The organism is Amycolatopsis panacis, from assembly GCF_003600245.1.
GTDB classification, from domain to species: domain Bacteria; phylum Actinomycetota; class Actinomycetes; order Mycobacteriales; family Pseudonocardiaceae; genus Amycolatopsis; species Amycolatopsis sulphurea.
Window position 1 is genome coordinate 108,159 of the sequence record NZ_QZFV01000032.1, and the last position, 21,276, is coordinate 129,434.

The following is a 21,276-nucleotide window of genomic DNA, read 5'->3' on the forward strand; positions in this document are numbered from 1 at the left end:
CGCGCGCACCTCGGGCTTGCAGGCAAGAGGCGGGAGCGGACACAACAAGTGCCAGAGCTGGTCGTTCAACTCACCAGGGTGGGCTTTCTCGTGCTGCTCTGGCTCTTCGTGTTCGCCGCGTTGCGGGTCGTGCGCTCGGACCTGTACGCCGCGTCCGGCATCCGGGTCCAGGTACCGTCCTTTCGCCGTAACAAAGAAAAGAAGCCGCGGGGTGGCAAGGCCCCGCAGCAGCTGCTGGTGACCCATGGGGCACTGGCGGGCACCCGCATCGCGCTCGACGGCAGGCCGATCCTGATCGGCCGGGCCGACGACTCGACGCTGGTCCTCGACGACGACTACGCGTCGACCCGCCATGCCCGCATCGCCCTGCGCGGGGAGGACTGGTACGTGGAAGATCTGGGTTCGACGAACGGCACCTACCTCGACCGGGCTAAGGTCACTGCACCACTCCGGGTCCCGCTCGGAGTCCCCATCCGGATCGGCAAGACGGTGATCGAGCTTCGCCCATGACTCTCGTCCTCCGCTACGCGGCCCGCAGCGACCGGGGCCTGGTGCGTTCGAACAACCAGGACTCCGTGTACGCCGGCCCCCGCCTGCTCGCACTCGCCGACGGAATGGGCGGGCACGCCGCGGGCGAGGTGGCCAGCAAGGTCGTCATCGCCTCGCTCGCCCCGCTCGATGACGACGAGCCCGGCGACGACCTGCTCGCCCAGCTCCGCGACGCCGTGCAGAACGGCAACGCGGCAATCGCCGAACTGGTCGCCCAGGACCCCGATCTCGACGGGATGGGCACCACGCTGACCGCGGTGCTCTTCGCCGGCAGCAGACTCGGGCTGGTGCACGTCGGCGACTCGCGGGCCTACCTGATGCGCGGCGGGCAGTTCGCGCAGATCACCCGCGACGACAGCTTCGTCAACGAACTGCTCGAACAGGGTCGCATCACGCCCGAGGAGGCGGCGGTGCACCCGCAGCGGTCGCTGCTGCTCAAGGCGCTCACCGGGCACGAGGTGGAGCCGAGTCTCACCGTGCGCGAGGCCCGTCCCGGTGACCGGTACCTGATCTGCTCGGACGGGCTGTCCGGCATGGTCAGTGACGAGACGCTGGCCGAGGCGGTCCAGATCGCCGACCCGCAGGACTGCGCCGATCGGATGATCGAGCTGGCGCTCAAGGGCGGCGGCACGGACAACGTGACGGTGATCATCGCGGACGTGGTGGACGTCGACTTCGGCGACGACGCCCCGATCGTGGGCGGCGCGGCCGGCGACGGCAGCGACGAGTTGCACCAGGGCGATTCGCCCGCGGCACGGGCCCGCGCGCTGACCCAGCCCGCGCCGGTAGCGCGGCCGGAACCGGAACCGGGCCCGGATGAAGACCCGAAGACCAAGCAGCGCAAGCGGTTCCGCTGGCTGGTCGGTGCGGTGGTAGTGCTCGTGGTGCTGGCCGCGGCGGCCATCGCCACCCGGTACTTCGTGCTCAGCCAGTACTACGTCGGCGAAGGCCCCGACGAGGAGGTCGTGATCTACCGCGGCGTCCCGGGCAGCGTCCTCGGCATCCAGCTGCACACCCTGGAGCAGGGCTCGTGCCCGCCCGGTCAGCTGTGCACCGACAAGCTGCGCGTGCCCGCCCTGCAGGAGGACGCGCGGTCGCTGGTGAAGAACGGGGTCAAGCGCGACAGCCTCGACGACGCCCGCAAGTACATCGACGACTTCCTCCGGCTGAAGAAGCAACTCGTGAACTGCAAGCCGGCGCAGTCCGCTCCGACCGGGGCACCGCAGGGCAGCAGTGCCGCTCCGCCCTCGCCCGGCGAGCCGACGTCGGAGAACCAGTTTCCGGGGAGGGACTGCGCGACGTCGGGTACGACGCCGTCGACAGGAGGCGGAAACTGATGGGCCAGCCGCTGGCCGACCCGGCCTCCGCGCAGTTCACCACCAACCCGCCGCGGGATCTGCCGACCCGCCGGAACACCGAAATGCTGCTGCTCGCGTTCGCCGCGGGCCTGGTCACCATCGCGCTGGTGCTGGTGGAGGCCAACCAGGAGCAGGCACTGACGCTGTCCATCCTCTGGCTCGGGCTGGCCTACCTCGGCATCCTCGCCGCCGCGCACCTGGCGGTACGCCGTTGGGCGCCGTACGCGGATCCGGTGCTGCTGCCGTGTGTGGCTCTGCTCAACGGAATCGGCCTGGTGATGATCCACCGGATCGACCTGGCCAAGGCGGAAACCGCCGCGCAGGCGGGCAGGGACTACAGCCCCGGCGTCACGAACCAGGTGCTGTTCACCGTGGTCGCGCTGGCGCTGTTCGTGGCCGTGCTGATCGTGGTGAACGACCATCGCACGCTGACCCGCTACGGCTACATCTTCGGCCTGGTCGGCATCGTCGCGCTGGCGCTGCCCGCGATCCTGCCCGCCAGCCTGTCCGAGGTGAACGGCGCGAAGGTGTGGGTGAAGCTGCCGTTCTTCTCGATCCAGCCGGGTGAGTTCGCGAAGATCCTGCTGATGATCTTCTTCGCCTCGTTCCTGGTCTCGAAGCGGGACCTGTTCATGGTGGCGGGCAAGAAGTTCCTCGGGGTGGAACTGCCGCGTGCCCGGGACCTGGGCCCGATCCTGATCGCCGCGGCCGCCGCGGTGATCATCCTGGTGCTGGAGAAGGACCTCGGCAGCGGGCTGCTGTATTTCACCATCATCCTGGTGATGCTCTACCTGGCCACCGAGCGCGTCATCTGGGTCGTGGTGGGCCTGACCTTCTTCGTGGCCGGCTGCCTGATCGCGTTCAACCTCTTCGAGCACGTCCAGCAGCGGGTGGAGAACTGGCTGAACCCGCTCGGCCCGCGCTACGACGCGCAGGGCGGGTCGTACCAGATCGCACAGGCCCTGTTCGGGCTCGGCACCGGCGGGGTCGGCGGTACCGGCCTCGGCGCCGGACGGCCGGACATCGTGCCCGAGGCGAGCAGTGACTTCATCACCTCCTCGATCGGCGAGGAGCTCGGCTTCGTCGGGCTGGCCGCGGTGCTGATGCTGTACCTGCTGATCGCCATGCGCGGGATGCGCAGTGCGCTCGCCGTGCGTGACACCTTCGGCAAGCTGCTCGGCGGCGGGCTCTCCTTCGCCATGGTGATGCAGATCTTCGTGGTCATCGGTGGCGTGACCGCACTGATCCCGGAAACCGGCATCACCGCGCCGTTCCTGTCCCAGGGTGGTTCTTCGCTGCTGGCGAACTACATTCTGGTCGCGCTGCTGCTGCGCATTTCGGACGCGGCACGGCGCCCGGCCACCCGGCCGAAGCCGCCGCAGACGCGGCAGGCCCCGATCTCCGACGCGCACACCGTGCTGGTGCAGCGCCCGCCCGCACGCGACGAAAAGAACGGGAGGATGGCGTGAACACCCCCCTGCGCAAGGTGGGCATGGCGATGCTCCTGATGATCGTCCTGCTGCTGGCCAACGACACCTTCGTGCAGGTGATCAAGGCGGACACGTACCGCACCGACTCGCGTAACCGGCGGGTGCTCTACGACGAGTACTCCCGCCAGCGCGGCCAGCTCGTGGCGCCGGACGGCACCATCCTGGCCGGGGTCAAGCCCTCGGGCGACAAGCTGAACTTCACCCGCAACTACACCGACGGGGCGATGTATGCACCGGTGACCGGGTACTACTCGATCAACTACGGCGCGGGCGGCATGGAGCGCATCGAGGACGACGTGCTCAACGGCTCGGACCCGCGGCTGTTCGTGCGCCGGCTCTCGGACATGGTCACCGGCCGTGATCCGCGGGGCGGGAACGTGAAGCTGACCGTCGACCCGAAGGTGCAGAAGGCCGCCTACGACCTGATGACCAAGCACGGCTACACCGGCTCCGTGGTGGCGATGGAGCCGAAGACCGGGCGCATCCTGGCGATGGTGTCCACGCCGTCCTACGACCCGAACGCCCTGGCCACGCACAACGGCAAGGAACAGAACGCCTCCTGGGACAAGTACTCCAAGGACAAGGCGCAGCCGATGCTGAACCGGGCGACCAACGAGAACTACCCGCCCGGGTCCACCTTCAAGCTGGTCACCGCGAGTGCCGCGCTGGAGGCGGGGATCGGCCCGGACACCCAGGTGAGCACGGCGCCGAACGTGCAGCTGCCGGGCACGAGCACGACGCTGGAGAACTACGGGGGCGAGACCTGCCCCGGCCACACGTTCAAGGACGCGTTGGCGCACTCGTGCAACGTGCCGTTCGCGACCTTCTCCGGCCAGCTCGGCGCGGAGAAGATGAAGGCGACCGCGGTGAACTTCGGCATCGGCCAGAGCGATCTCGCGGTGCCGCTGAAGGTCGCGCCCTCCACCGTCGGCCCGCTCGACTCGCCGCCCGCGCTCTACCAAAGCGGCATCGGCCAGCGCGACGTGCGGCTCACCCCGTTGCAGGACTGCATGCTCTCGGCCACCGTCGCGAACGGCGGGATGGCCATGAAACCGCAGCTGGTGCAGTCGATCCTGGCCCCGGACCTGTCCACCATCGAGGACGTGGAGCCCGAGCAGCTCACCGGCAAGCCCGCGTTGTCCCCGGACAACGCCAAGATCCTCACCGACATGATGATCGGCTCGGAGAGCTTCACCAAAGGCAACGGCAAGAACCCGGCGCTGAAGATCGCGTCCAAGACCGGCACCGCCGAGCACGGCACCGACTCCAAGAACACCCCGCCGCACGCCTGGTACACCGGTTTCGCCCCGTCGGACAACCCGCAGATCGCGGTGTCGGTCATCGTCGAGAACGGCGGTAACCGCGGGCTGGCCGCGACCGGTGGCTCGGTGGCCGCCGAGATCGGCCGGGCCGCGATCGCCGCCCGCCTCGGGGGTGGATAGCCGATGCTGTCCTCGGGTCAGCTGCTGGCCGAGCGCTACAAGCTGACGAACCGGATCGCCGTCGGCGGGATGGGCGAGGTCTGGCAGGCGAGCGACACCCGGCTGGACCGGGTGGTCGCGGTCAAGGTGCTCAAGGCCGAGCTGTCCGGTGACGCGGAGTTCCTGCACCGGTTCCGGACCGAGGCGCGGATGACGGCCTCGCTCAACCACGCCGGGATCGCCGCGGTGCACGACTACGGCGAAACGGTCAGCGAGGACCTGTCGATCGCCTACCTGGTGATGGAGTTCGTGGAGGGCGACCCGCTGGCGGGCATCCTCGCCCGGCACGGCAGGCTGACCGCCGATTACACGCTGGACCTGCTGGAACAGGCGGGCAACGCGCTGCAGGCCGCGCATGAGCAGGGCCTGGTGCACCGGGACGTGAAACCGGGCAACATCCTGGTCACCCCGGCCGGCCGGGTGAAGATCACCGACTTCGGGGTGGCGAAGGCCGCGGACGCGGCCCCGGTCACCCGCTCCGGCATGGTCATGGGCACCGCGCACTACATCGCGCCGGAGCAGGCGCTCGGGCACGACGCGGAGCCGGCCAGCGACGTGTATTCGCTGGCCGTCTGCGGGTACGAATGCCTGGCCGGGCGCCGGCCGTTCCTGTCCGAGAACGCGGTGACGGTCGCGATGATGCACATCCGCGACGTCCCGCGGCCGCTGCCGCCGGACGTGCCGCCGGGGCCGCGCGCGGTGATCGAAGCGACTCTGGTGAAGGACCCCCGGCAGCGCTACCGCAGCGGCGGCGAGTTCGCCGCCGCGATCGCCGCGGTGCGGGCCGGGCGTCCGCTGCCACCCCCACGCGGGCTGCTCGGCGCCGGTTTCGCGGCGCCGGTCCCGCCGCACCAGGTACCGGGTGTGCCCCCGGCTCCGGGCGGCCCGATCGGGCCCGGCTCCAACCCGGCCTTCCGGCCGCTGCCGCCCGCGCCGGTGCCGCGAAAGCGCAGCCAGTGGGGTTGGTGGGTGGCACTCGCGGTGCTCGTCGCGGTGGCCCTCGCCGCCGCGGTGTTCGTGTTCACCCGGACGCTATCCGACGGCAACGGAGCGAGCGCCCCGAGCGTGCACACCACGAGCGGACCGACCACAGGAAGACCGAACCAGGCCCGGAGCGGATCGAGCGAGCACGGCGGCCAAGCGGGCATGATGACCACACCCTGGACGGAATGGAACGGCACACAGAGATGAGCACACCCAGACTGCTCTCCCATCGGTACGAGCTGGGCGACACGCTCGGCTACGGAGGTATGTCCGAGGTCCACCACGGGCACGACGTGCGTCTGGGCCGGGAGGTGGCGATCAAGGTCCTGCGCGCGGACCTCGCCCGGGATCCCCAGTTCCAGGAGCGGTTCCGCCGGGAAGCCCAGAACGCCGCGGCGCTGAACCACCCGGCGATCGTGGCCGTCTACGACACCGGCGAGACCGGCACCGATGTGGGGCCGCTGCCCTACATCGTGATGGAGTACGTCGAGGGCAGGACGCTGCGCGACATCGTCAAGACCGAGGGTCCGATGTCGCAGAAGCGGGCCATGGAGGTCATGGCCGACGTCAGTGCCGCCCTCGACTTCTCGCATCGGCACGGCATCGTGCACCGGGACGTGAAGCCGGCCAACATCATGATCACGAAGAACGGCGCGGTCAAGGTGATGGACTTCGGCATCGCGCGCGCGATGCACGACGGCCAGTCCGCGATGACCCAGACCGCCGCGGTGATCGGCACCGCCCAGTACCTGTCGCCGGAGCAGGCCCGCGGTGAGTCGGTGGACGCCCGTTCCGACGTCTACGCCGCCGGGTGCGTGCTCTACGAATTGGTCACCGGGGAGCCGCCGTTCACCGGGGACTCGCCGGTCGCGGTGGCCTACCAGCACGTGCGGGAGGATCCGAACCCGCCGTCCTCGGTGAACCCGGCGGTGTCGCCGGAGCTGGACGCGGTGGTGCTCAAGGCTTTGGCCAAGGGCCCGGCCAACCGCTACCAGTCGGCCGCCGAGATGCGCTCGGACCTGGTGCGCACGCTGTCCGGGCAGCGTCCGTCGGCGCCGATGGTGATGTCCGAGGACGAGCGCACCCAGGTGATGGACGCCGACCGCCGGGTTCCGCAGCGCTACGACGAGTACGCCGAGGAGGCCGCGGAGGACCCGAAGGCCAAGCGGCGCCGCCGGATCATTCTCGCCGCGGTGGCCGCGCTGCTCGTGGCCGGTGTGGTGCTGATGGTGATGTGGCTGTCCAACGCGTTCAGCGACACCAACAAGACCGCACAGATCCCGTCCGTGGTGAACCAGCCGGTGGTTTCGGCGAAGGCGGCGCTGCAGAGCGCGGGCTTCTCCTCGTTCGGGCAGAACAAGACGGTCCCCTGCGGGGTGTCCCCGGCCAATCCGGGTGACCCGACTTGCACCGACGACCAGATCGACAAGGTGCTCGCGATCGACCCGGCGGCGGGCTCGACGGTGGCCACCTCCACGCAGATCACGCTGACCGTCGGCGTGCGGCCGGACTCGGTGCAGGTGCCGGATCTGCACGGGATGTCCCCGGACAAGGCCGCGCAGGCGCTGGAGAAGGCCGGGCTGAAGGTCGGCAACCAGAACAGCCAGACCGTCGACACCCAGAGCGACGTCGGCAAGGTGGTCTCGCAGAACCCGACCGCGAGCTCCTCGGCGGCGAAGGGTTCGGCGGTGGACATCACGGTCGGCTCGCAGGTCGCGCAGAAGCAGGTGCCCAACACCACCGGCAAGTCCTACTCCGAGGCGAAGCAGATCATCAGCGACGCCGGGTTCAAGCCGGTCCGCCAGGACCAGGACTCGGACCAGCCGAAGGACACCGTGATCAGCCAGCAGCCCAACGGCGGCAACCTCGCGCCGGGCAGCCAGGTGGTGCTGGTCGTGTCCAAGGGCAAGCAGCAGATCCAGATGCCGAGCCTGCTCGGGATGACGCTGGACCAGGCCACCCAGGCGCTGCAGGGCCTGGGCTGGTCGGGCAGCATCAGCCAGCAGACCACGCAGCTCGGCGGCGGTCAGCCGAACACCGTGGTGAAGCAGAACCCGGCGGCCGGCAGTTCGATCTCCCCGAACCAGTCGGTCATCGTGTTCATCTACCAGGACAACGGCAGCAGCGGCGGGATCCCGACCTCGCCGTCCAATCCCGGTGGCAACGGACCGGGTGGCCTCCTCCCGCCGGGGCGCGGCGGCGACCACTGATCGCCCGGAAGGCCCGCACGGTTCGCCGTGCGGGCCTTCCGCGTTTCCGGGCCGGTTGCGGATTCAGCGCCGGTCGAGGAACTCCCGGACGCTGGCCAGTACCTCGTCCGCGTCGCTGCCCGCCCCGCAGTCGAGGTCGAGTTCCTCCACCGCGCCGGAGCGCTTCACGGTGAGCGACACCCGGCGGTCGCCACGCAGCCAGCCGAACAGCGATCGGCAGAGCACGCCGACCGAACGGCTGCTCAGCAGGACCACCACGGTGCCGACGGCCGCACCGGTCATCTCCGACAGCCGCACGCGTCCGGCCAGTTCGTCCTCCGCGCCCAGCCAGCCGGCCAGGTGCACCACCTCGTCCGCGGATCCGTCCACAGTGATCGCAGCGATCCCGGCCGTCACGGGCTCTCCCTTCAGGGCGGAACAGACGGCGCGAGGGTAACTGACCACCCGCCAAGGGGAAAGTCCCTTACGGTTTTTGCCAATTGCACTGTGCAGCTCAGGCGCGCCGGGCGCAGACGTAGCCGACCACCCCGGCGCTGAGGGCGAGCCCGGTCAGCGCCGTCGCGGCAGCCAGCGCCAGCGGACCGGCGTAGTCGTTGCCCGACATCAGTGCCTGCAACAGCGGGTGCACGAGCGGGACCCACTTGCCGAGCAGCACCACGCCGAGCGTGAGTACCGCGGCCAGCACGGTCCAGCCGATGCGCGCGATGAGCAGCCGCGAACACGGGAGGCCGATCGCGATGCCCAGCACCGCGCACGACAGGTGCGTGAGCAGCCCGGCTCCGACGAGCGGCCAGCTCAGGTGCCCTGTCCGCAGCACGGACCAGCCAACGGTCAGCACCGTCAGCACCAGCGCGCAGCCGGACACGGCCAGCACCGCACCGCCGATGGTGCTACGGCGGCTGCCCGCGTGGCTCAAGGTGATCAGCCGTTGCACCGGATCCTCGATGTCCAGCAACGCGACGGTGAGCCAGCAGCCGACCACGAGCAAGCCGCCACCACTCACCCCGAACAGCGGGAGCACCGGCGAATTCGGGTCTGCGTAAAGGATCGCGCACAACGCGAGGTACGCGAGCACCGCCGGCAGGTATCGCTGCGAATGACCGAGCAACGCCAGGTAGTAGCGGCTCACGGCGAGCACGGCGCAACCTCTCGCACCGACCAGCCACCGGACAAAGCCCGCAGCAGCACGGCATCTGCTCTGGCCGCATCGACGGTCAGCACCACACAACCCGCCTCGTCGGCCACCGTCCGCACGCCGGGCTCGTCCGCCCAAGCGTGCCCAGGCGACGACGCCGCGGAGAGCCTGATGCGAGTGGTCTCGGGATGATCCTCGAAAGCGACGAGCCGTCCGGAATCCAGGCGGTACACGTCGTCGGCGTACTGCCGCACGACGGCGGGCCGGTGATCGGTGAACACCACGCTCGCGCGGCGTTCGCGAGTTTCCGCGACCAGCTCGCCGAGGATCGCGTGTGTGCCGACGTCGAGACCGGACCATGGTTCGTCGAGGATCAGCAGCTCCGGCTCGGCGAACACGGCCTGGGCGAGCCCGACCTTCTGCGCGTTGCCCTTCGACAGCGTGCGCAGCTGCGCATCCGGGTCGCCGACCAGGCCGAGCCGCGCGAGCAGCGGATCGATCACCGACAGGTCGGACAGGCCCCGGATCCGGGCCAGATGCCGCAGGTACGACCGGGCGGACAAGCGCTGCCCACTGGGAAACCGGTCGGGCAAATAGCCGATGGCCGGATGGCCGGCCACCACACCTTCCGTCGCTCGGGACACCCCGGCCATGATCCGCAGCAGGGTGGACTTGCCCGAGCCGTTCGCCCCGAGCACCCCGATCACCCGGCCCGCGGGCACGGTGAGGTCGACCTGCGCGAGCACCGGGACACCGCCGCCGTACCGCTTCCCGACGCCGGTGAGCCGGAGCAGCGGGTTCACGCAGCGGCGGCCTTCTGCAACGCGCGGGTGGCCCGCTCCAGCTCGTCGACCACGGACGGCGGCACCGGGTGCCCGGCCGAGGCCAGCCAGTTCGCCAGCATCCGGTGCCCACCCTCGGTGAGCACGGACTCCGGATGGAACTGCACGCCTTCGAGCGGCAGCTCACGGTGGCGCATGCCCATCACGACGCCGGTCTCCGTGCGCCCGGTGATCTCGAAGACCGCGTCGTCGATGGTCTCCGGCAGCACGGTCAGCGAGTGGTATCGGGTGGCGGTGAACTCGTCCGGCAGCCCGGCGAGCACGCCCTGCCCGGCGTGACGGACCTGGCTGGTCTTGCCGTGCAGCAGCTCGGGCGCGCGGTCGACGGTCGCCCCGAAGTGCACGCCGAGGGCCTGGTGGCCGAGGCAGACGCCCAGCATCGGGGTGCGCGTCTCGGCGCACTTCGCGATCACCTCGATGCTCTGGCCGGCGCGCTCGGGGGTGCCGGGACCGGGCGAGACGAGTACCGCGTCGAACTCCGGCACGCGCTCGACCTCGACGACGTCGTTGCGCCAGACCGTGCATTCCGCGCCGAGCTGCGCCAGGTATTGCACCAGGTTGTAGACGAAGCTGTCGTAATTGTCGACGACCAGAACGCGCATGCGGTCAGCATAACCGCTCCCACCTGGTGGACCGTATTCCATATCACAGTGTAAGTAAGCCTTGCCTAACTTACGGTGACCGGGTGAGCCGAATCCTTCGCATCGCCGTGATAGGCGCCGGTCCGGCCGGGATCTACGCGGCCGATCTGCTGGACAAGTCCGACGCGGACGTGGAGATCGACCTGTTCGAGCGGATGCCCGCGCCGTTCGGGCTGATTCGCTACGGGGTGGCGCCCGACCACCCGCGGATCAAGGGCATCGTGACCGCCTTGCACAAGGTGCTGGACAAGCCGAACATCCGGCTGCTGGGCAACGTGGACTACGGCACCGACATCAAGCTCGACGAGCTGCGCGAGTTCTACGACGCGGTGGTCTTCGCCACCGGCGCGATGGCCGATCGCGGCCTCGATCTGCCCGGTATCGACCTGGACGGCAGCCACGGGGCGGCGGATTTCGTGTCCTGGTACGACGGTCATCCCGATGTTCCGCGCACATGGCCACTGACCGCGACCTCCGTCGCCGTGCTCGGCGTCGGCAACGTCGCGCTCGATGTGGCGCGGGTGCTCGCCAAGACCGCCGACGAGCTGCTGTCGACCGACATCCCGGCGAACGTCTACGCCGGGCTGCAGGCCAGCCCGGTCACCGACGTGCACGTGTTCGGCAGGCGTGGTCCGGCGCAGGCCAAGTTCACCCCGCTGGAGCTGCGGGAGCTGGACCACTCGCCGAACGTCGAGGTGCTCGTGGACCCGGCGGACATGGAGTTCGACGCGGCCAGCGTCGCCCAGCTGCGCGCGTCCAAACAGGTGGAAATGGTGGTGAAGACCCTGCAGGAGTGGGCGATCCGCGATCCCGGCTCCCGGCCGCGGCGGCTGCACCTGCACTTCTTCCACTCGCCGGCTGAAATCCTCGGGCAGGACGGCCGGGTGCGCGGCCTGCGCACCGAACGCACCGAGTACGCCGGCGACGGCTCAGTACGCGGCACCGGCGAATTCCACGACTGGGACGTGCAGGCTGTCTACCGAGCGGTCGGCTACCTGTCCTCGCATCTGCCGGAGGTCCCGTTCGACCACGTGGCCGGCGTGATCCCGAACGAGGCAGGCCGGGTGCTCGACCTGGACGAGAACCAGGTGCCAGGCGTCTACGTGACGGGGTGGATCAAGCGCGGCCCGGTCGGCCTGATCGGCCACACGAAGGGCGACGCCGCGGAGACCGTGGCCAGCCTGCTCACCGACGCGGACACCCTCGCCGCCCCGAAGCACGCCGCCCCGGACGCGATCGTGGACTTCCTTGCCTCGCGCGGCATTCCATTCACCACCTGGGACGGCTGGGGCAGGCTCGACGCGCACGAGCAGGCCCTCGGCGAGCCGCACGGCCGGGCCCGGATCAAGGTCGTGGAACGCGCGGAGATGGTGCGGGTCTCCCGGGGCTGACGGGCGGTTCCGGCGACGCGGTGCACCGTTGAGGCGGTGTGCACGTTACACGGTCCGGCGCCGGCCGTACGGCTGTTCCGGTGGGAGTGCTCCACCGAAGTGGTGATGAAACCCGTTTTCTCTTGTCGGAGTGCCAGCAGGCCGGTAGCCAGGAGAGGAAGCACTCATCATGGAGGTTGTCTTGTCTCTGGACGTATCGCCCGCGCTGCTGGAGAAGGCCGAGCGCGGAGAGGTCTCCGACGCGGAGTTCGTCGCCTGTGTGCGGGAATCGCTGCCCTACGCGTGGGAGGTCATCACCGGGGTGATCGCCGAGTCCGAGGGCGCCGTGGACGGCTTCGCCGACAACGAGACCCCGCCGCCGAGCGAGGCGGCCCGCGGGCAGCTGCTGCGCGCACTGGCCTCGGACTCCATCCGCGGCGGGCTGGAGCGGCACTTCGGCGTGAAGCTGGCCTTCCAGAACTGCCACCGGGTCGCCGCCTTCCGTCCGTCCGAAGTGGACAGCGACCGGTACCGCGCGTTCGTGTCGGTGCGCGGGCAGCTGCTCAACCAGAGCCCGGAGCTGCGCGACTGCTAAGCGCGCAGCGCGGGCAGCACCTCGGCGCCGATCCGCGCGATGTTCGCCACCGTGCCCTCCGGCGTACCGGATGCCTCCACGAACATGAGGACGTGGGACACCCCGGTGCGCCGGAGGCTCGTTTTCAGCTTCGCCACGCACTCCCCGGCTGGGCCGACCGGGTGGATCTCGCACAGCCGTTCGGTGTACTCCACCGGATCACGGGAAGGGCCGGGCCTGCCGTCCACCGTCACGTGCGCGCCGAGCCCGTCCTTGAGCCAGCCCGGCAGCATCCGGCGCACCAGGTCCGCCGCGTCGTCCCCCACCTGGCAGACCACCGTCGACACGTGGTCGGCGGGCGCGCCGTAAGCCGCCACTGTCGCGGCCTTTCCGTGGTCGTCCGCGTGCATCCCCAGCAGCAGCGGCAGTCCCCGATCCGCGGCGAGCCGTACCGAACCCGAGTCCGCGCTGCCGCAGGCCACCACGATGCGGGGTGTCCGGCGCGGCGCCGGCCTCACCGGCACCTCGCGGAAGGCGAAGTGCTCGCCGTTCGCGGAGACCGTGCCGGTGGTCGCCTTGAGCAGCAGGTCCAGAGACTCCGGATAGCCGCGCTCGTAACGGTCCAGCCCGGTGCCGAACACCTCCAGGTCCTGCCACGCCCCACCACGGCCGACGCCGAGCCGCAGCCGGCCGCCGGAGACCGCGTCCAGCATCGACCACTGCTCGGCGAGCGCCACCGGATGCGTCGTGGACAGCACGCTCACCGCGGTGCCCACCTCGATCCGTTCCGTGCGGCCGAGCAGATGCGCGGCGAGCGTGATCGCCGACGGGCATACGCCGTAGGGCACGAAGTGGTGCTCGGCGAGCCAGACCTCGTCGAACCCGGCCGCCTCCGCCGCATCGGCGGCCAGCACGGTGCGCCGCAAGACGTCCGCGTCCTCCTGGCCGGGAAACCGTCCGGAAACCAGGAAAACTCCGGCCCTCAGTTGTTCACCGACACGTCGTTGAACGGCAGGAGCGGGTCCAGCCACGGGAACACCACGAACATCAGCAGCGCCACGACGCCGAGCACCAGCACGATCGCGATGCTCAGCTTCGCCGCGAACGGGCCCGGCAGGTGCCGCCAGATCCAGCCGTACATCAGGACGCACCACCGATCTTGGCCAGCAACGTGTCGTAGTCCTTCGCCTGCGACTTCGGCACCTGCTGGGTGAGCACGGACGTGATGATCAGCCGCTGCTTGGCGGAGAACTTCGGGTGGCAGGTGGTGAGGGTGAGCAACGAGGCCTGCCGCGCCTTCGGCAAGGCGTCCGCGGGCTTGTACGGCACCGGGTTCACCGCGTCGCCCTGGCTGGGCAGCACGATCTTGCGGCCGACGGTCTGGTCGTAGGCACCGCCGCCGGGGGCACTCGAATCACGCAGCGTCGACACGCCCTTGCACGCGGGCTGCGCGCCCTTTCCGCTGGTCCAGCCCTTGATCTCGTTGTCGTAGGGCAGCACCTTGTAGAGGTAGAAGTCGGTGTGCGTCTCGATCACGATCTCGTCGCAGGAGTTCAGGTTGTCCAAGTCGTTGAACGGCGCGCCCTTGCCGACCCGGTGCCCGGCGATGCCGAAGTTGCCCGGCTCGCCCGGCAGCGCGGTTCCCTTGTAGTGGCCGGGCCCGACCGCGAGCGCGTCCTCGCCGGTGCCCTCCTGGATGGTGAAGTTGAAGTCCGCGCCGAAGGACGGGATGTGTATGCGGGCGAACGCCTTGCCGTCCACCAGTTCCGGATGCAGGGTGCGGTCCTTGGCCCAGTCGCCGTTGAGCTGATCGCTGGCCTCGGACTGCTTCTCCGCGGAGAACAGGTCGGTCACCCAGACCTCGTAGACCATGAACAGCAGCACGATCAGGCCGAGCGTGATGAACAGCTCCCCCGCCGTGCGGATGACCAGCCCGCCCTTGCCCAGCGGCGGCGGTGGCTTCTTCTCGGCGACCGCGGTCGCCGAGACCGCCGGGATCACCTCGGTCGGCTGGTCGACGCCGGGCGAGGTCATCCGCCGCGCACCGGTGGGTGCCGGGCGGCGAGGTTCTCCCCGGTCGTTCGGCCTGGGCGGTTCGGGTGATCCTTGCGATGCGGCGCCGTCTTCCCGGCGGTGGTGGCCGGCGACCCTCCGCGGCGACGGAGTGGCTCGGTGGCCGGAGTCGCCCGGACGACGGGTGCCGGGCGGGGAAACCCGGCGGCGCGGGCCTTCGGCCGCTGGTCCGGAGGGTCTGTCGGGGTCGTCTCCGGGCCAATCCTGTGGCGTCACGCCAAGCTCCTCCCACGCCCGCCCGAAGCCCTGTACGGGACTCTGGTGGCGCTATTGTCACAGTCGCCGGAACCGACCGCTCCTCAACCCGGTGCTATGGAGCAGTCGATTACGTTAACGTGTCCACGTGGCGCTGGTTGCGCACCCCGACCGCGGGACCTCGTCCAGGATGCCGCACTGAAGAGCCGAGAAGCACGCGAGGAACACGATGCCGAAGTCGAAGGTCCGCAAGAAGACCGCGTACACCCCGCCGGTCGATCGGCGTACGCCGGTGAAGGTCAAAGCGGCGGGACCGTCGAACCTGTTCTACAAGATCGTCATGTTCGGCCTGATGCTGCTCGGTCTCGCCTGGCTCATTCTGCAGTACCTCGCCCAGAGCAAGATCGGGTTCCTCGCCGATCTCGGCAGCTGGAACTTCGCGATCGGGTTCTCCGCGATCATCGTCGGCCTGCTCATGACGATGCGCTGGCGCTGAGCGATTGCTCCGGACGGCCGCTGGACACCGAATCACATCGGTGTGACTCATCCCCAGTGTGGATAACCCCTGTGGATAACTACCCCACCTCGTGGGCGCCCCGGCAGAACGTTGTGGTAGTGGCCTGGGTGCTGACCCTCCTGCTGCTGGTCGCCACGGTGGCGGACGGCTTTTTCGGCGATGCCGCCGGAGCCGTGCTGCTCGGCCTCGCGACCGTCGCGGTCGGCGCTTTCGCCGGGCACTGGAGCCTTGTGCGGCCCCGGTTGGCCGCCGACCCGCAGGGCCTGCTCGCCCGCGGCCTCGGCGGAACGCACCGGCTGCCCTGGTCCGGCACCAGCATCCGGCTGCGCAACACCCGGCGGCTCGGCCGCGACGGCGTGACTCTGGAAGTCGAGCACGAGGACCAGCTGTTCGTCTTCGGGCAGCTCGACCTCGGCGAAGACCCCCGCGACGTGCTGGAAGTGCTGGATCTGCTGCGGACCCGCTGGGATCAGCGGCCGCACACGTAGGACTCGAAGCCGCGCAGCATCTCCAGCTGACACTGCAGCGCCGGGAACTGCGTGCTCCGCCAGATCACCAGCCCGGCCAGCGCGACCACGATGACCACCAGCCCGATCGCCTGCCAGCGGGCCCGGTTGCGCTCGGGGGCGTACAGCAGGGCGACCGCCACCAGCGCCCCGGTGACCAGCCCGCCGACGTGCGCCAGGATCGAGATGTTGGCGACGGAGAACGTGATGTAGGCGTTGATGACCAGCGTGATGAGCAGCCAGGTGGGGTTGAGCCGCAGCTTGAGCACGATCACCGCGTAACAGCCCATCAGGCCGAACAGCGCCCCGGAGGCGCCGGCGGAGGGCTGGTTGGGCTGGTCGAACAGCAGCACCGCGGTGGACGCGCCGAACATCGACACGAAGTACAGCGCGAGGAACCGGACCCGGCCGAAGACCGGCTCCAGCGCACGGCCGATCAGCCAGAGCGAGAACATGTTCGCCGCGATGTGGATCGGGCCGTAGTGCAGGAAGCCGGAGGTGAAGATCCGCCACCACTCGCCACCGCCGAGAGTGGGGTAGGTCCAGAGTTCGCCGAGCTTCTCCAGCTGGGCTTCCCCGTTGCCGAACAGGCTCTTCGCCTGGATGACGGTGATCAGGAAGACGGCGACGTTGATCGCGAGCAGGGTCGGGGTGACCACCACCGAGTTGCTCGGGCGAGCGCCGGCGATGGTCTGCTCGCCCAGGCCCGAGCTGCGGTATTGCCGATGTTGCTGCCGCTGCTGCTGGGCACCGGCGTGCACGCAGTCGGTGCACTGGAATCCCACGGGTGCCTCGCGCAGGCACTCCGGGCAGGCAGGACGCCCGCAGCGGGCACAGCTGAGGCCGGTCTGGCGGCTGGGATGCCACCAGCAACCGGGGAGCGCGGACTGCGGGTACGCGGAGGGATTCGGCGGTTGGTTCACGATGTCCCCAACCTACCGAAATCCACCCCGGGTTCGTGGATCAGCTCTCGACGGTGATGCTCTTGATGACCATGTCGGCCAGCGGGCGGTCCGCCGGTCCGGTCGCGGTACCGGCGATCTTGTCGACCACGGCGCGGGAGTCGGCGTCCGCGACCTCACCGAAGATCGTGTGCTTGAAGTTCAGGTGAGCGGGCGTCGAGACGGTGATGAAGAACTGCGATCCGTTGGTGCCCGGCCCGGCGTTCGCCATGGCCAGCAGGTACGGCTTGGAGAACTGCAGCTCCGGGTGGAACTCGTCGCCGAACTTGTAGCCGGGGCCGCCGCGGCCGGTGCCGGTCGGGTCGCCGCCCTGGATCATGAAGCCGTCGATGACCCGGTGGAAGATCGAGCCGTCGTAGAACGGACCGGCGTCGCCACCCTGCGCGTTCGGCTGGGTGTACTCCTTGGAGCCGGTCGCCAGCCCCACGAAGTTCGCCACCGTCTTCGGCGCGTGGTCGGGCAGCAGGTTCAGGTGGATGTCACCCTGATTGGTGTGCAGGGTGGCCTTGCGGGCGCTTTCAGTCACGCGGCCATCGTGCCATCCTTCGCACATTTGGGGGGTTCAGGGGGGTTCACCGGTCCGGGTACCGGGGCCGGACGCCCAGGAAAACCGGTCTTTTTCCGGGCCGAACCCGATCGCGGCGGGACAAGCGGCAGCGATCCGCGGCGAAAAAGGGCAGGATAGGTTACGGGCAACAGAGCGGTTTCAAAACGATTGATGAGGTGAAGGCCATGACCCGGGCCGTGGAATCGGTCGGTGAGTCGGTCAAGACCGGCGCACCCGGCCTGCGCAAGCGAGCCACCGAAGTCGGCAAGGCGGGTGCCGCCGGTGCCGAGGAGCTGGCCAAGCGGGGCCGCCGGGCTCAGCGCAAGCTGGCCAAGAAGACGGAGCTGACGCGCAAGGAGCTCAAGAAGAGTTCGGCCGCGGCCCGCAAGGAGGCGCTGGCTCGCATCGCCGAGCTGCAGAAGCCCGGCCGCAAGGCGAAGAAGGCCGCGATCAAGGCGGCCAAGTCCGCGGGCGAGTCCAAGCGCCGCGGCAAGAAGGACTTCAAGGCAGCGAAGAAGGACTTCAAGGCAGCGCTGGTGGAGGCCAAGTCCGCGGCGAAGGGCACGCGCAAGCGCCGCCGCTGGCCGTGGATCCTCGGCCTGGCCGCGGTCGCCGCGGGCGCCGTCGCGCTGAAGTCGCGGCGGCAGGAGCCGCCGGTCGCGCCGGCCCCGCCGAAGGCGACCCCGCCGGCCAAGCCGGCCGCGGACACCGAGCCGACGGGCAACGGCCAGGCGCCGAGCACGCCGGCCGCCGAGAAGAAGAACTGAGCAGACTCGAAAGAGGGCCCCGGGACCAGGTCCCGGGGCCCTCTTTCGTGCGCTGTCCGCAGAGACTCAGGCGGTCGCGGCGTGCTTGTCGATCAGCTGGCCGAGGCGCGGCAGGGCCTCGGCGACGTTCTTCTTGCCGTTCGGGCGCAGCTTCGAGTAGACCTTCTTGATGCTGTCGCGGCTGCTGCGCTCGGCCCGCGAGTCGGTGACGCTCAGCAGCGCGTCGGAGGCCTCGTCCGAGCGGCCGGTCAGGTAGGCGCCGAAGTCGTTGCCGCCCTGGGCCCGGTAGGCACCGTAGAACGGCTCGAGGGCGAGGGCGAAGTCGTCGAGCAGGCTGTCGACGGCGCTCGGGATGATGCCCGGCTTGATCTTCTTGACCGCCGCGAAACCGGTCTTCACGACCGCGCCCGAGACCCCGCCCTTGTCGGAGACCTCGGCGTCCACGAGGCCCTCGAGGTCGGTGACCACGGACGGGCGACGGCTCGAGTCGAGCAGGATTTCCTTGAGGGTGGTAGCCACGATCTGTCCTTGTCGTCAGGGATGGTGAAGTGCTGGCGGTGCCGGATCCGGCACCCGTCGCGCGAGTGCTCGTCGCCCTGCGCGTGCCGCACAGGGTAATACAAGATCAACTTCACTGGCCCGTGCGGAGGCCGCTACTCAGAGCTTCAGGGCAGCGATAGCCTTTTCTGCCACTGTGCGTGCCTTGATGCTCTGCTTTTGGTTACTGGTCACGACGACGGCCGAACCCGCCTTGGCGACCGCGTAGACCACCCCGTCGGCCGAGGGCTGATAGCCGCCCTTCCAGCCGGCCGGTTGGTCCGCCGGATTCGAGGTGTCCACCGGCGCCGCCTTGTCCACCAGGGCTTTCGCGATCGCGCTGGTGCCGGTGTACACCCGCACGCTCAGCTGGACCGAACCGTCCGGCCGGTAGAAGAAGCACGCCGGGGTCGGCTGGTCGGCGGAGAGTTTCACCGCGGTGACGTGCTGCCCGTTCGTATCCTGTACTTCCTGCTTCGACAGGTACGGACACTGGCCGGCTCGCGTGGGCCGGGGGTCCGGCGGCATCACGGCAGAGCTGCTCGCCGGCGCTGCCGAGGACGACGGCGGCGGGGTCTCGGCGACCGGGGCCGCCGGCGCACAGCCGGCGAGAAGGACCAGGGCGGGGGCGAGCTGGAGGATTCGTCGCATGGCGGGCACAGTCAACCACGCTCGATGCGGAATCGGGGGAGGTTCACCGTGCGACGATGGTACTCGCGCTGTGAGGAGGTCCCCGTGTGCACGAACGCGAACCCGGACGGAACTCCGGTACTGCCGGGTAGCACCACCCCGCCCCGTCCGGGTCCGGGCGGGTTCCCGGGACGGCCGATCCCGCCGGATCAGCGGCCACCGACCGGGAAACCACCCGGCTCGGGGCCGGCCGGGCCGCCGCATTACCCGTCACCGAAGCCGCCGAGGCGGTGACCCGGCTGTATCCCGCGGGTTGAGACGGACCGGTCACCGGCTTATCTTCGGGGCATGGTTTCCCTGCGTGGCTGGCCGTCGTTTCCCGAGCAGCTGCCCGGCTTCGAGCCGGACGCGGCGCCTGCGCAGCCGGAGGAGCTGTTCCTCGACTGGCTCACCGAGGCCGGTGCGCACGTGCTGGCCCCGCACGCCGTCACTTTGTCCACAGTGGACGAAGACGGTGCGCCGGACGCGCGGGTGGTGATCCTGAAGGACGTCGGGCCGGCCGGCTGGGCGGTCGCGACCAGCTCGGAAAGCCCGAAGGGACGGCAGCTGGCGGCCAATCCCCGTGCCGCGCTCACCTTCTTCTGGCCGGGACGGGGCCGTCAGGTGCGGGCACGCGGGGTTGTGACGCCCGCGTCCGCGGTGGAGTCCGCCGCCGACTTTCTCGCGCGGCCACCGGCTTCCCGGGTCGAGGCGTATCTCGGACGGCAGTCGGAGGTCCTGCCGGATCCGGACAAGCTCGCCGAAGCCGCCACGGCGGCCGAGCGCTGGGTGGCCGAACATCCGGACACCGCCCCGGAGACCTGGACCCGTTACCTGGTGCGACCGGACACGGTCGAGTTCTGGCAGGCCGCACACGACCGGCGGCACATCCGCCTGCGGTACCAGCGGGACGGTGCGGGCTGGCGGCGCGAGCGCCTCTGGCCGTGAATCCACTCAGGACAGTCGGGAGTTGGCCCGCAGCAAGGAGATCGCGCCGACCGTCGCGTAGCCACGCCATTCCGGACCGGCGGACGGGGAGTAACTGCCGAAGTCCACTTGCCAGCCGCCGTCGGGCTGCTGGCCGGCTTCCAGCCGGATGAGGTCGGCCTCGATCACCTCCGGACGGAACAGGGCGCGCGCCGGACCCGGCAGCGGCGCGAAGTCCAGCGGCCGCAGAACCTCTCCCTCGGCGCCGCCGGCGACCGGCACGATCCCGTTGTCCGGCAGGAATCTGCCCAGGCCGGACAGCAGTTCCGCGGCTTCCGGGTAACGCCCGTGGGCGGCGTCGAGCAGCCGGATCACGAAGGACAGCTCGATCGCGTGTGGCTGTTCGGTGAGTTCCCGGATCGCCTGGAGGCAGGCCGGTACCGCCCGCGCCAGCCAAGGATGCCCGGCGACTGCTGGATCGTGCACGGCCACACGCAGCGCGGTGCCCGCGACGAAAGCCGTGCTCTGCAAGGAGAACCGACCCGGATCGGCGGAAGTCCAGAAGGGCGCGCAGGCCGCCGGGTCGGCTACGGGGAAGGCGAACGGCAGGCCACCGCCGGGCAGGGCCACCGCATCCAGCCAGTCGCACAGCTGCACTGCGAGCGGGGTTGTCACCGGTGCCACCTCGGCGAACACCTCGAACGCGTGCAGCGCCCCGCCCGGCTGGCTTTCCGGCGCACGCAGATCCGGCTCCAGTCCCCAGCCGAACCCGCCGTCGGGGTTGCGATACCCGGCGACCGCGGCGAGCACGTCGGCGGGCTGCCCGGTCCCCAGCAGCAGCTCGAACCTTCGCCGATCGAGTACCCGGGCATGTCCGGCGAGGAAGGACGCAGCGGCGGAAAGATGCACAGTCACCCCTTCACCGTGGCACGTCCGCGGCGG

The 21,276-nt window shown here is 69.9% G+C and carries 24 protein-coding genes; 12 read left to right on the plus strand and 12 right to left on the minus strand.

From position 1 onward, the window contains the following. Positions 1 to 48 precede the first annotated feature (48 nt). Genes D5S19_RS02955 through pknB form a run of 6 tightly spaced genes read left to right on the plus strand, consistent with a single transcriptional unit; the run spans position 49 to position 8,072 of the window. On the plus strand, positions 49 to 510 hold the full coding sequence (locus D5S19_RS02955; RefSeq protein ID WP_120021772.1) for an FHA domain-containing protein FhaB/FipA: 462 nt from the start codon (positions 49 to 51) through the stop codon (positions 508 to 510). Continuing rightward, on the plus strand, positions 507 to 1,886 hold the full coding sequence (locus D5S19_RS02960) for a PP2C family protein-serine/threonine phosphatase (protein ID WP_120021773.1): 1,380 nt from the start codon (positions 507 to 509) through the stop codon (positions 1,884 to 1,886). The genes D5S19_RS02955 and D5S19_RS02960 overlap by 4 nt, the downstream gene beginning before the upstream one ends. Continuing rightward, positions 1,886 to 3,376 carry an FtsW/RodA/SpoVE family cell cycle protein gene (locus D5S19_RS02965; protein ID WP_120021774.1) on the plus strand — a complete coding sequence of 497 codons (1,491 nt, stop codon included), beginning with the start codon at positions 1,886 to 1,888 and terminating at the stop codon, positions 3,374 to 3,376. Before D5S19_RS02960 ends, D5S19_RS02965 begins: the two co-directional genes overlap by 1 nt. Further along, a complete protein-coding gene (locus tag D5S19_RS02970; protein ID WP_120021775.1) occupies positions 3,373 to 4,839 on the plus strand; it encodes a peptidoglycan D,D-transpeptidase FtsI family protein in 1,467 nt (488 codons plus the stop codon). The genes D5S19_RS02965 and D5S19_RS02970 overlap by 4 nt, the downstream gene beginning before the upstream one ends. 3 nt (positions 4,840 to 4,842) lie before the next feature. Then, positions 4,843 to 6,069, plus strand: a complete 1,227-nt coding sequence (locus D5S19_RS02975) for a serine/threonine-protein kinase (protein ID WP_120021776.1) — start codon at positions 4,843 to 4,845, stop codon at positions 6,067 to 6,069. Further along, positions 6,066 to 8,072 carry a Stk1 family PASTA domain-containing Ser/Thr kinase gene (gene pknB / locus D5S19_RS02980; RefSeq protein WP_120021777.1) on the plus strand — a complete coding sequence of 669 codons (2,007 nt, stop codon included), beginning with the start codon at positions 6,066 to 6,068 and terminating at the stop codon, positions 8,070 to 8,072. The genes D5S19_RS02975 and pknB overlap by 4 nt, the downstream gene beginning before the upstream one ends. Before the next feature lie 63 nt (positions 8,073 to 8,135). Here the strand turns inward: pknB and D5S19_RS02985 are convergent, their stop codons facing one another. The 4 genes from D5S19_RS02985 to D5S19_RS03000 all read right to left on the minus strand — a co-directional run bounded on the left by D5S19_RS02985 (position 8,136) and on the right by D5S19_RS03000 (position 10,651). Next, positions 8,136 to 8,468 carry an effector-associated constant component EACC1 gene (locus tag D5S19_RS02985; protein ID WP_098512379.1) on the minus strand — a complete coding sequence of 111 codons (333 nt, stop codon included), beginning with the start codon at positions 8,466 to 8,468 and terminating at the stop codon, positions 8,136 to 8,138. 97 nt (positions 8,469 to 8,565) lie between these two features. Then, a complete protein-coding gene (locus D5S19_RS02990) occupies positions 8,566 to 9,210 on the minus strand; it encodes a hypothetical protein (RefSeq protein ID WP_120021778.1) in 645 nt (214 codons plus the stop codon). Further along, a complete protein-coding gene (locus D5S19_RS02995) occupies positions 9,198 to 10,001 on the minus strand; it encodes an ATP-binding cassette domain-containing protein (protein WP_120021813.1) in 804 nt (267 codons plus the stop codon). The genes D5S19_RS02990 and D5S19_RS02995 overlap by 13 nt, the downstream gene beginning before the upstream one ends. Before the next feature lie 5 nt (positions 10,002 to 10,006). After that, positions 10,007 to 10,651, minus strand: a complete 645-nt coding sequence (locus D5S19_RS03000) for an aminodeoxychorismate/anthranilate synthase component II (RefSeq protein ID WP_120021779.1) — start codon at positions 10,649 to 10,651, stop codon at positions 10,007 to 10,009. Positions 10,652 to 10,761: 110 nt separating this feature from the next. Here D5S19_RS03000 and D5S19_RS03005 point away from each other — a divergent pair, with 110 nt between their 5' ends. After that, positions 10,762 to 12,081: an FAD-dependent oxidoreductase gene (locus D5S19_RS03005; protein ID WP_120021814.1), complete on the plus strand. Its 1,320-nt coding sequence runs from the start codon at positions 10,762 to 10,764 to the stop codon at positions 12,079 to 12,081. Between the two features lie 181 nt (positions 12,082 to 12,262). After that, positions 12,263 to 12,655 (plus strand): SCO5389 family protein, encoded by a 393-nt coding sequence (locus tag D5S19_RS03010; protein WP_120021818.1) that lies wholly within the window; start codon positions 12,263 to 12,265, stop codon positions 12,653 to 12,655. Here D5S19_RS03010 and D5S19_RS03015 read toward each other — a convergent pair. The 3 genes from D5S19_RS03015 to D5S19_RS03025 are packed head-to-tail and all read right to left on the minus strand — an operon-like array spanning position 12,652 to position 14,668. Next, on the minus strand, positions 12,652 to 13,560 hold the full coding sequence (locus D5S19_RS03015; protein WP_233573681.1) for an LLM class flavin-dependent oxidoreductase: 909 nt from the start codon (positions 13,558 to 13,560) through the stop codon (positions 12,652 to 12,654). The two genes, D5S19_RS03010 and D5S19_RS03015, sit on opposite strands and share 4 nt — an antisense overlap. A 56-nt stretch (positions 13,561 to 13,616) precedes the next feature. Beyond that, positions 13,617 to 13,775 carry a hypothetical protein gene (locus D5S19_RS03020; RefSeq protein ID WP_120021780.1) on the minus strand — a complete coding sequence of 53 codons (159 nt, stop codon included), beginning with the start codon at positions 13,773 to 13,775 and terminating at the stop codon, positions 13,617 to 13,619. Beyond that, the gene (locus tag D5S19_RS03025) at positions 13,775 to 14,668 is read right to left on the minus strand and encodes a class E sortase (protein WP_120021781.1); all 894 of its coding nucleotides are present in this window, start codon (positions 14,666 to 14,668) and stop codon (positions 13,775 to 13,777) included. Before D5S19_RS03025 ends, D5S19_RS03020 begins: the two co-directional genes overlap by 1 nt. Before the next feature lie 463 nt (positions 14,669 to 15,131). Here D5S19_RS03025 and crgA point away from each other — a divergent pair, with 463 nt between their 5' ends. Further along, complete coding sequence (gene crgA / locus D5S19_RS03030; RefSeq protein WP_120021782.1) at positions 15,132 to 15,398, plus strand: cell division protein CrgA; 267 nt, start codon at positions 15,132 to 15,134, stop codon at positions 15,396 to 15,398. Positions 15,399 to 15,469: 71 nt separating this feature from the next. Continuing rightward, a complete protein-coding gene (locus D5S19_RS03035) occupies positions 15,470 to 15,907 on the plus strand; it encodes a PH domain-containing protein (RefSeq protein WP_233573682.1) in 438 nt (145 codons plus the stop codon). Here D5S19_RS03035 and D5S19_RS03040 read toward each other — a convergent pair. Both D5S19_RS03040 and D5S19_RS03045 read right to left on the minus strand, forming a co-directional pair. Next, a complete protein-coding gene (locus tag D5S19_RS03040; protein ID WP_456061897.1) occupies positions 15,889 to 16,710 on the minus strand; it encodes a rhomboid family intramembrane serine protease in 822 nt (273 codons plus the stop codon). The two genes, D5S19_RS03035 and D5S19_RS03040, sit on opposite strands and share 19 nt — an antisense overlap. A 178-nt stretch (positions 16,711 to 16,888) precedes the next feature. Continuing rightward, entirely contained in the window at positions 16,889 to 17,440 is a 552-nt protein-coding gene (locus tag D5S19_RS03045; protein ID WP_120021784.1) for a peptidylprolyl isomerase, read from the minus strand. 179 nt (positions 17,441 to 17,619) lie between these two features. Between D5S19_RS03045 and D5S19_RS03050 the strand changes: the two genes are divergently transcribed. After that, complete coding sequence (locus D5S19_RS03050) at positions 17,620 to 18,201, plus strand: hypothetical protein (RefSeq protein ID WP_233573683.1); 582 nt, start codon at positions 17,620 to 17,622, stop codon at positions 18,199 to 18,201. A gap of 66 nt (positions 18,202 to 18,267) precedes the next feature. Here the strand turns inward: D5S19_RS03050 and D5S19_RS03055 are convergent, their stop codons facing one another. Next, on the minus strand, positions 18,268 to 18,720 hold the full coding sequence (locus D5S19_RS03055) for a DUF6918 family protein (RefSeq protein WP_120021785.1): 453 nt from the start codon (positions 18,718 to 18,720) through the stop codon (positions 18,268 to 18,270). Between the two features lie 138 nt (positions 18,721 to 18,858). Beyond that, positions 18,859 to 19,389 carry a DUF2020 domain-containing protein gene (locus D5S19_RS03060; protein ID WP_120021786.1) on the minus strand — a complete coding sequence of 177 codons (531 nt, stop codon included), beginning with the start codon at positions 19,387 to 19,389 and terminating at the stop codon, positions 18,859 to 18,861. A 327-nt stretch (positions 19,390 to 19,716) separates the two neighbouring features. On the opposite strand from D5S19_RS03060, the gene D5S19_RS03065 reads away from it, so the two are divergent. Further along, complete coding sequence (locus D5S19_RS03065) at positions 19,717 to 20,355, plus strand: pyridoxine/pyridoxamine 5'-phosphate oxidase (RefSeq protein ID WP_120021787.1); 639 nt, start codon at positions 19,717 to 19,719, stop codon at positions 20,353 to 20,355. 6 nt (positions 20,356 to 20,361) lie between these two features. On the opposite strand, the gene D5S19_RS03070 is transcribed toward D5S19_RS03065, so the two are convergent. Beyond that, positions 20,362 to 21,249 carry a hypothetical protein gene (locus D5S19_RS03070; RefSeq protein ID WP_120021788.1) on the minus strand — a complete coding sequence of 296 codons (888 nt, stop codon included), beginning with the start codon at positions 21,247 to 21,249 and terminating at the stop codon, positions 20,362 to 20,364. Between the last annotated feature and the right edge of the window lie 27 nt (positions 21,250 to 21,276).

Excerpts from the sequence above, each read along its gene's own strand:
- D5S19_RS02960 (WP_120021773.1), top strand. The coding sequence starts at position 507 with ATGACTCTCGTCCTCCGCTACGCGGCCCGCAGCGACCGGGGCCTGGTG.
- D5S19_RS02965 (WP_120021774.1), top strand. The coding sequence starts at position 1,886 with ATGGGCCAGCCGCTGGCCGACCCGGCCTCCGCGCAGTTCACCACCAAC.
- D5S19_RS02975 (WP_120021776.1), top strand. The coding sequence starts at position 4,843 with ATGCTGTCCTCGGGTCAGCTGCTGGCCGAGCGCTACAAGCTGACGAAC.
- pknB (WP_120021777.1), top strand. The coding sequence starts at position 6,066 with ATGAGCACACCCAGACTGCTCTCCCATCGGTACGAGCTGGGCGACACG.
- D5S19_RS03000 (WP_120021779.1), bottom strand. The coding sequence starts at position 10,651 with ATGCGCGTTCTGGTCGTCGACAATTACGACAGCTTCGTCTACAACCTG.
- D5S19_RS03020 (WP_120021780.1), bottom strand. The coding sequence starts at position 13,775 with ATGTACGGCTGGATCTGGCGGCACCTGCCGGGCCCGTTCGCGGCGAAG.
- D5S19_RS03025 (WP_120021781.1), bottom strand. The coding sequence starts at position 14,668 with ATGACCTCGCCCGGCGTCGACCAGCCGACCGAGGTGATCCCGGCGGTC.
- crgA (WP_120021782.1), top strand. The coding sequence starts at position 15,132 with ATGCCGAAGTCGAAGGTCCGCAAGAAGACCGCGTACACCCCGCCGGTC.
- D5S19_RS03045 (WP_120021784.1), bottom strand. The coding sequence starts at position 17,440 with ATGTGCGAAGGATGGCACGATGGCCGCGTGACTGAAAGCGCCCGCAAG.
- D5S19_RS03050 (WP_233573683.1), top strand. The coding sequence starts at position 17,620 with ATGACCCGGGCCGTGGAATCGGTCGGTGAGTCGGTCAAGACCGGCGCA.
- D5S19_RS03060 (WP_120021786.1), bottom strand. The coding sequence starts at position 19,389 with ATGCGACGAATCCTCCAGCTCGCCCCCGCCCTGGTCCTTCTCGCCGGC.
- D5S19_RS03065 (WP_120021787.1), top strand. The coding sequence starts at position 19,717 with ATGGTTTCCCTGCGTGGCTGGCCGTCGTTTCCCGAGCAGCTGCCCGGC.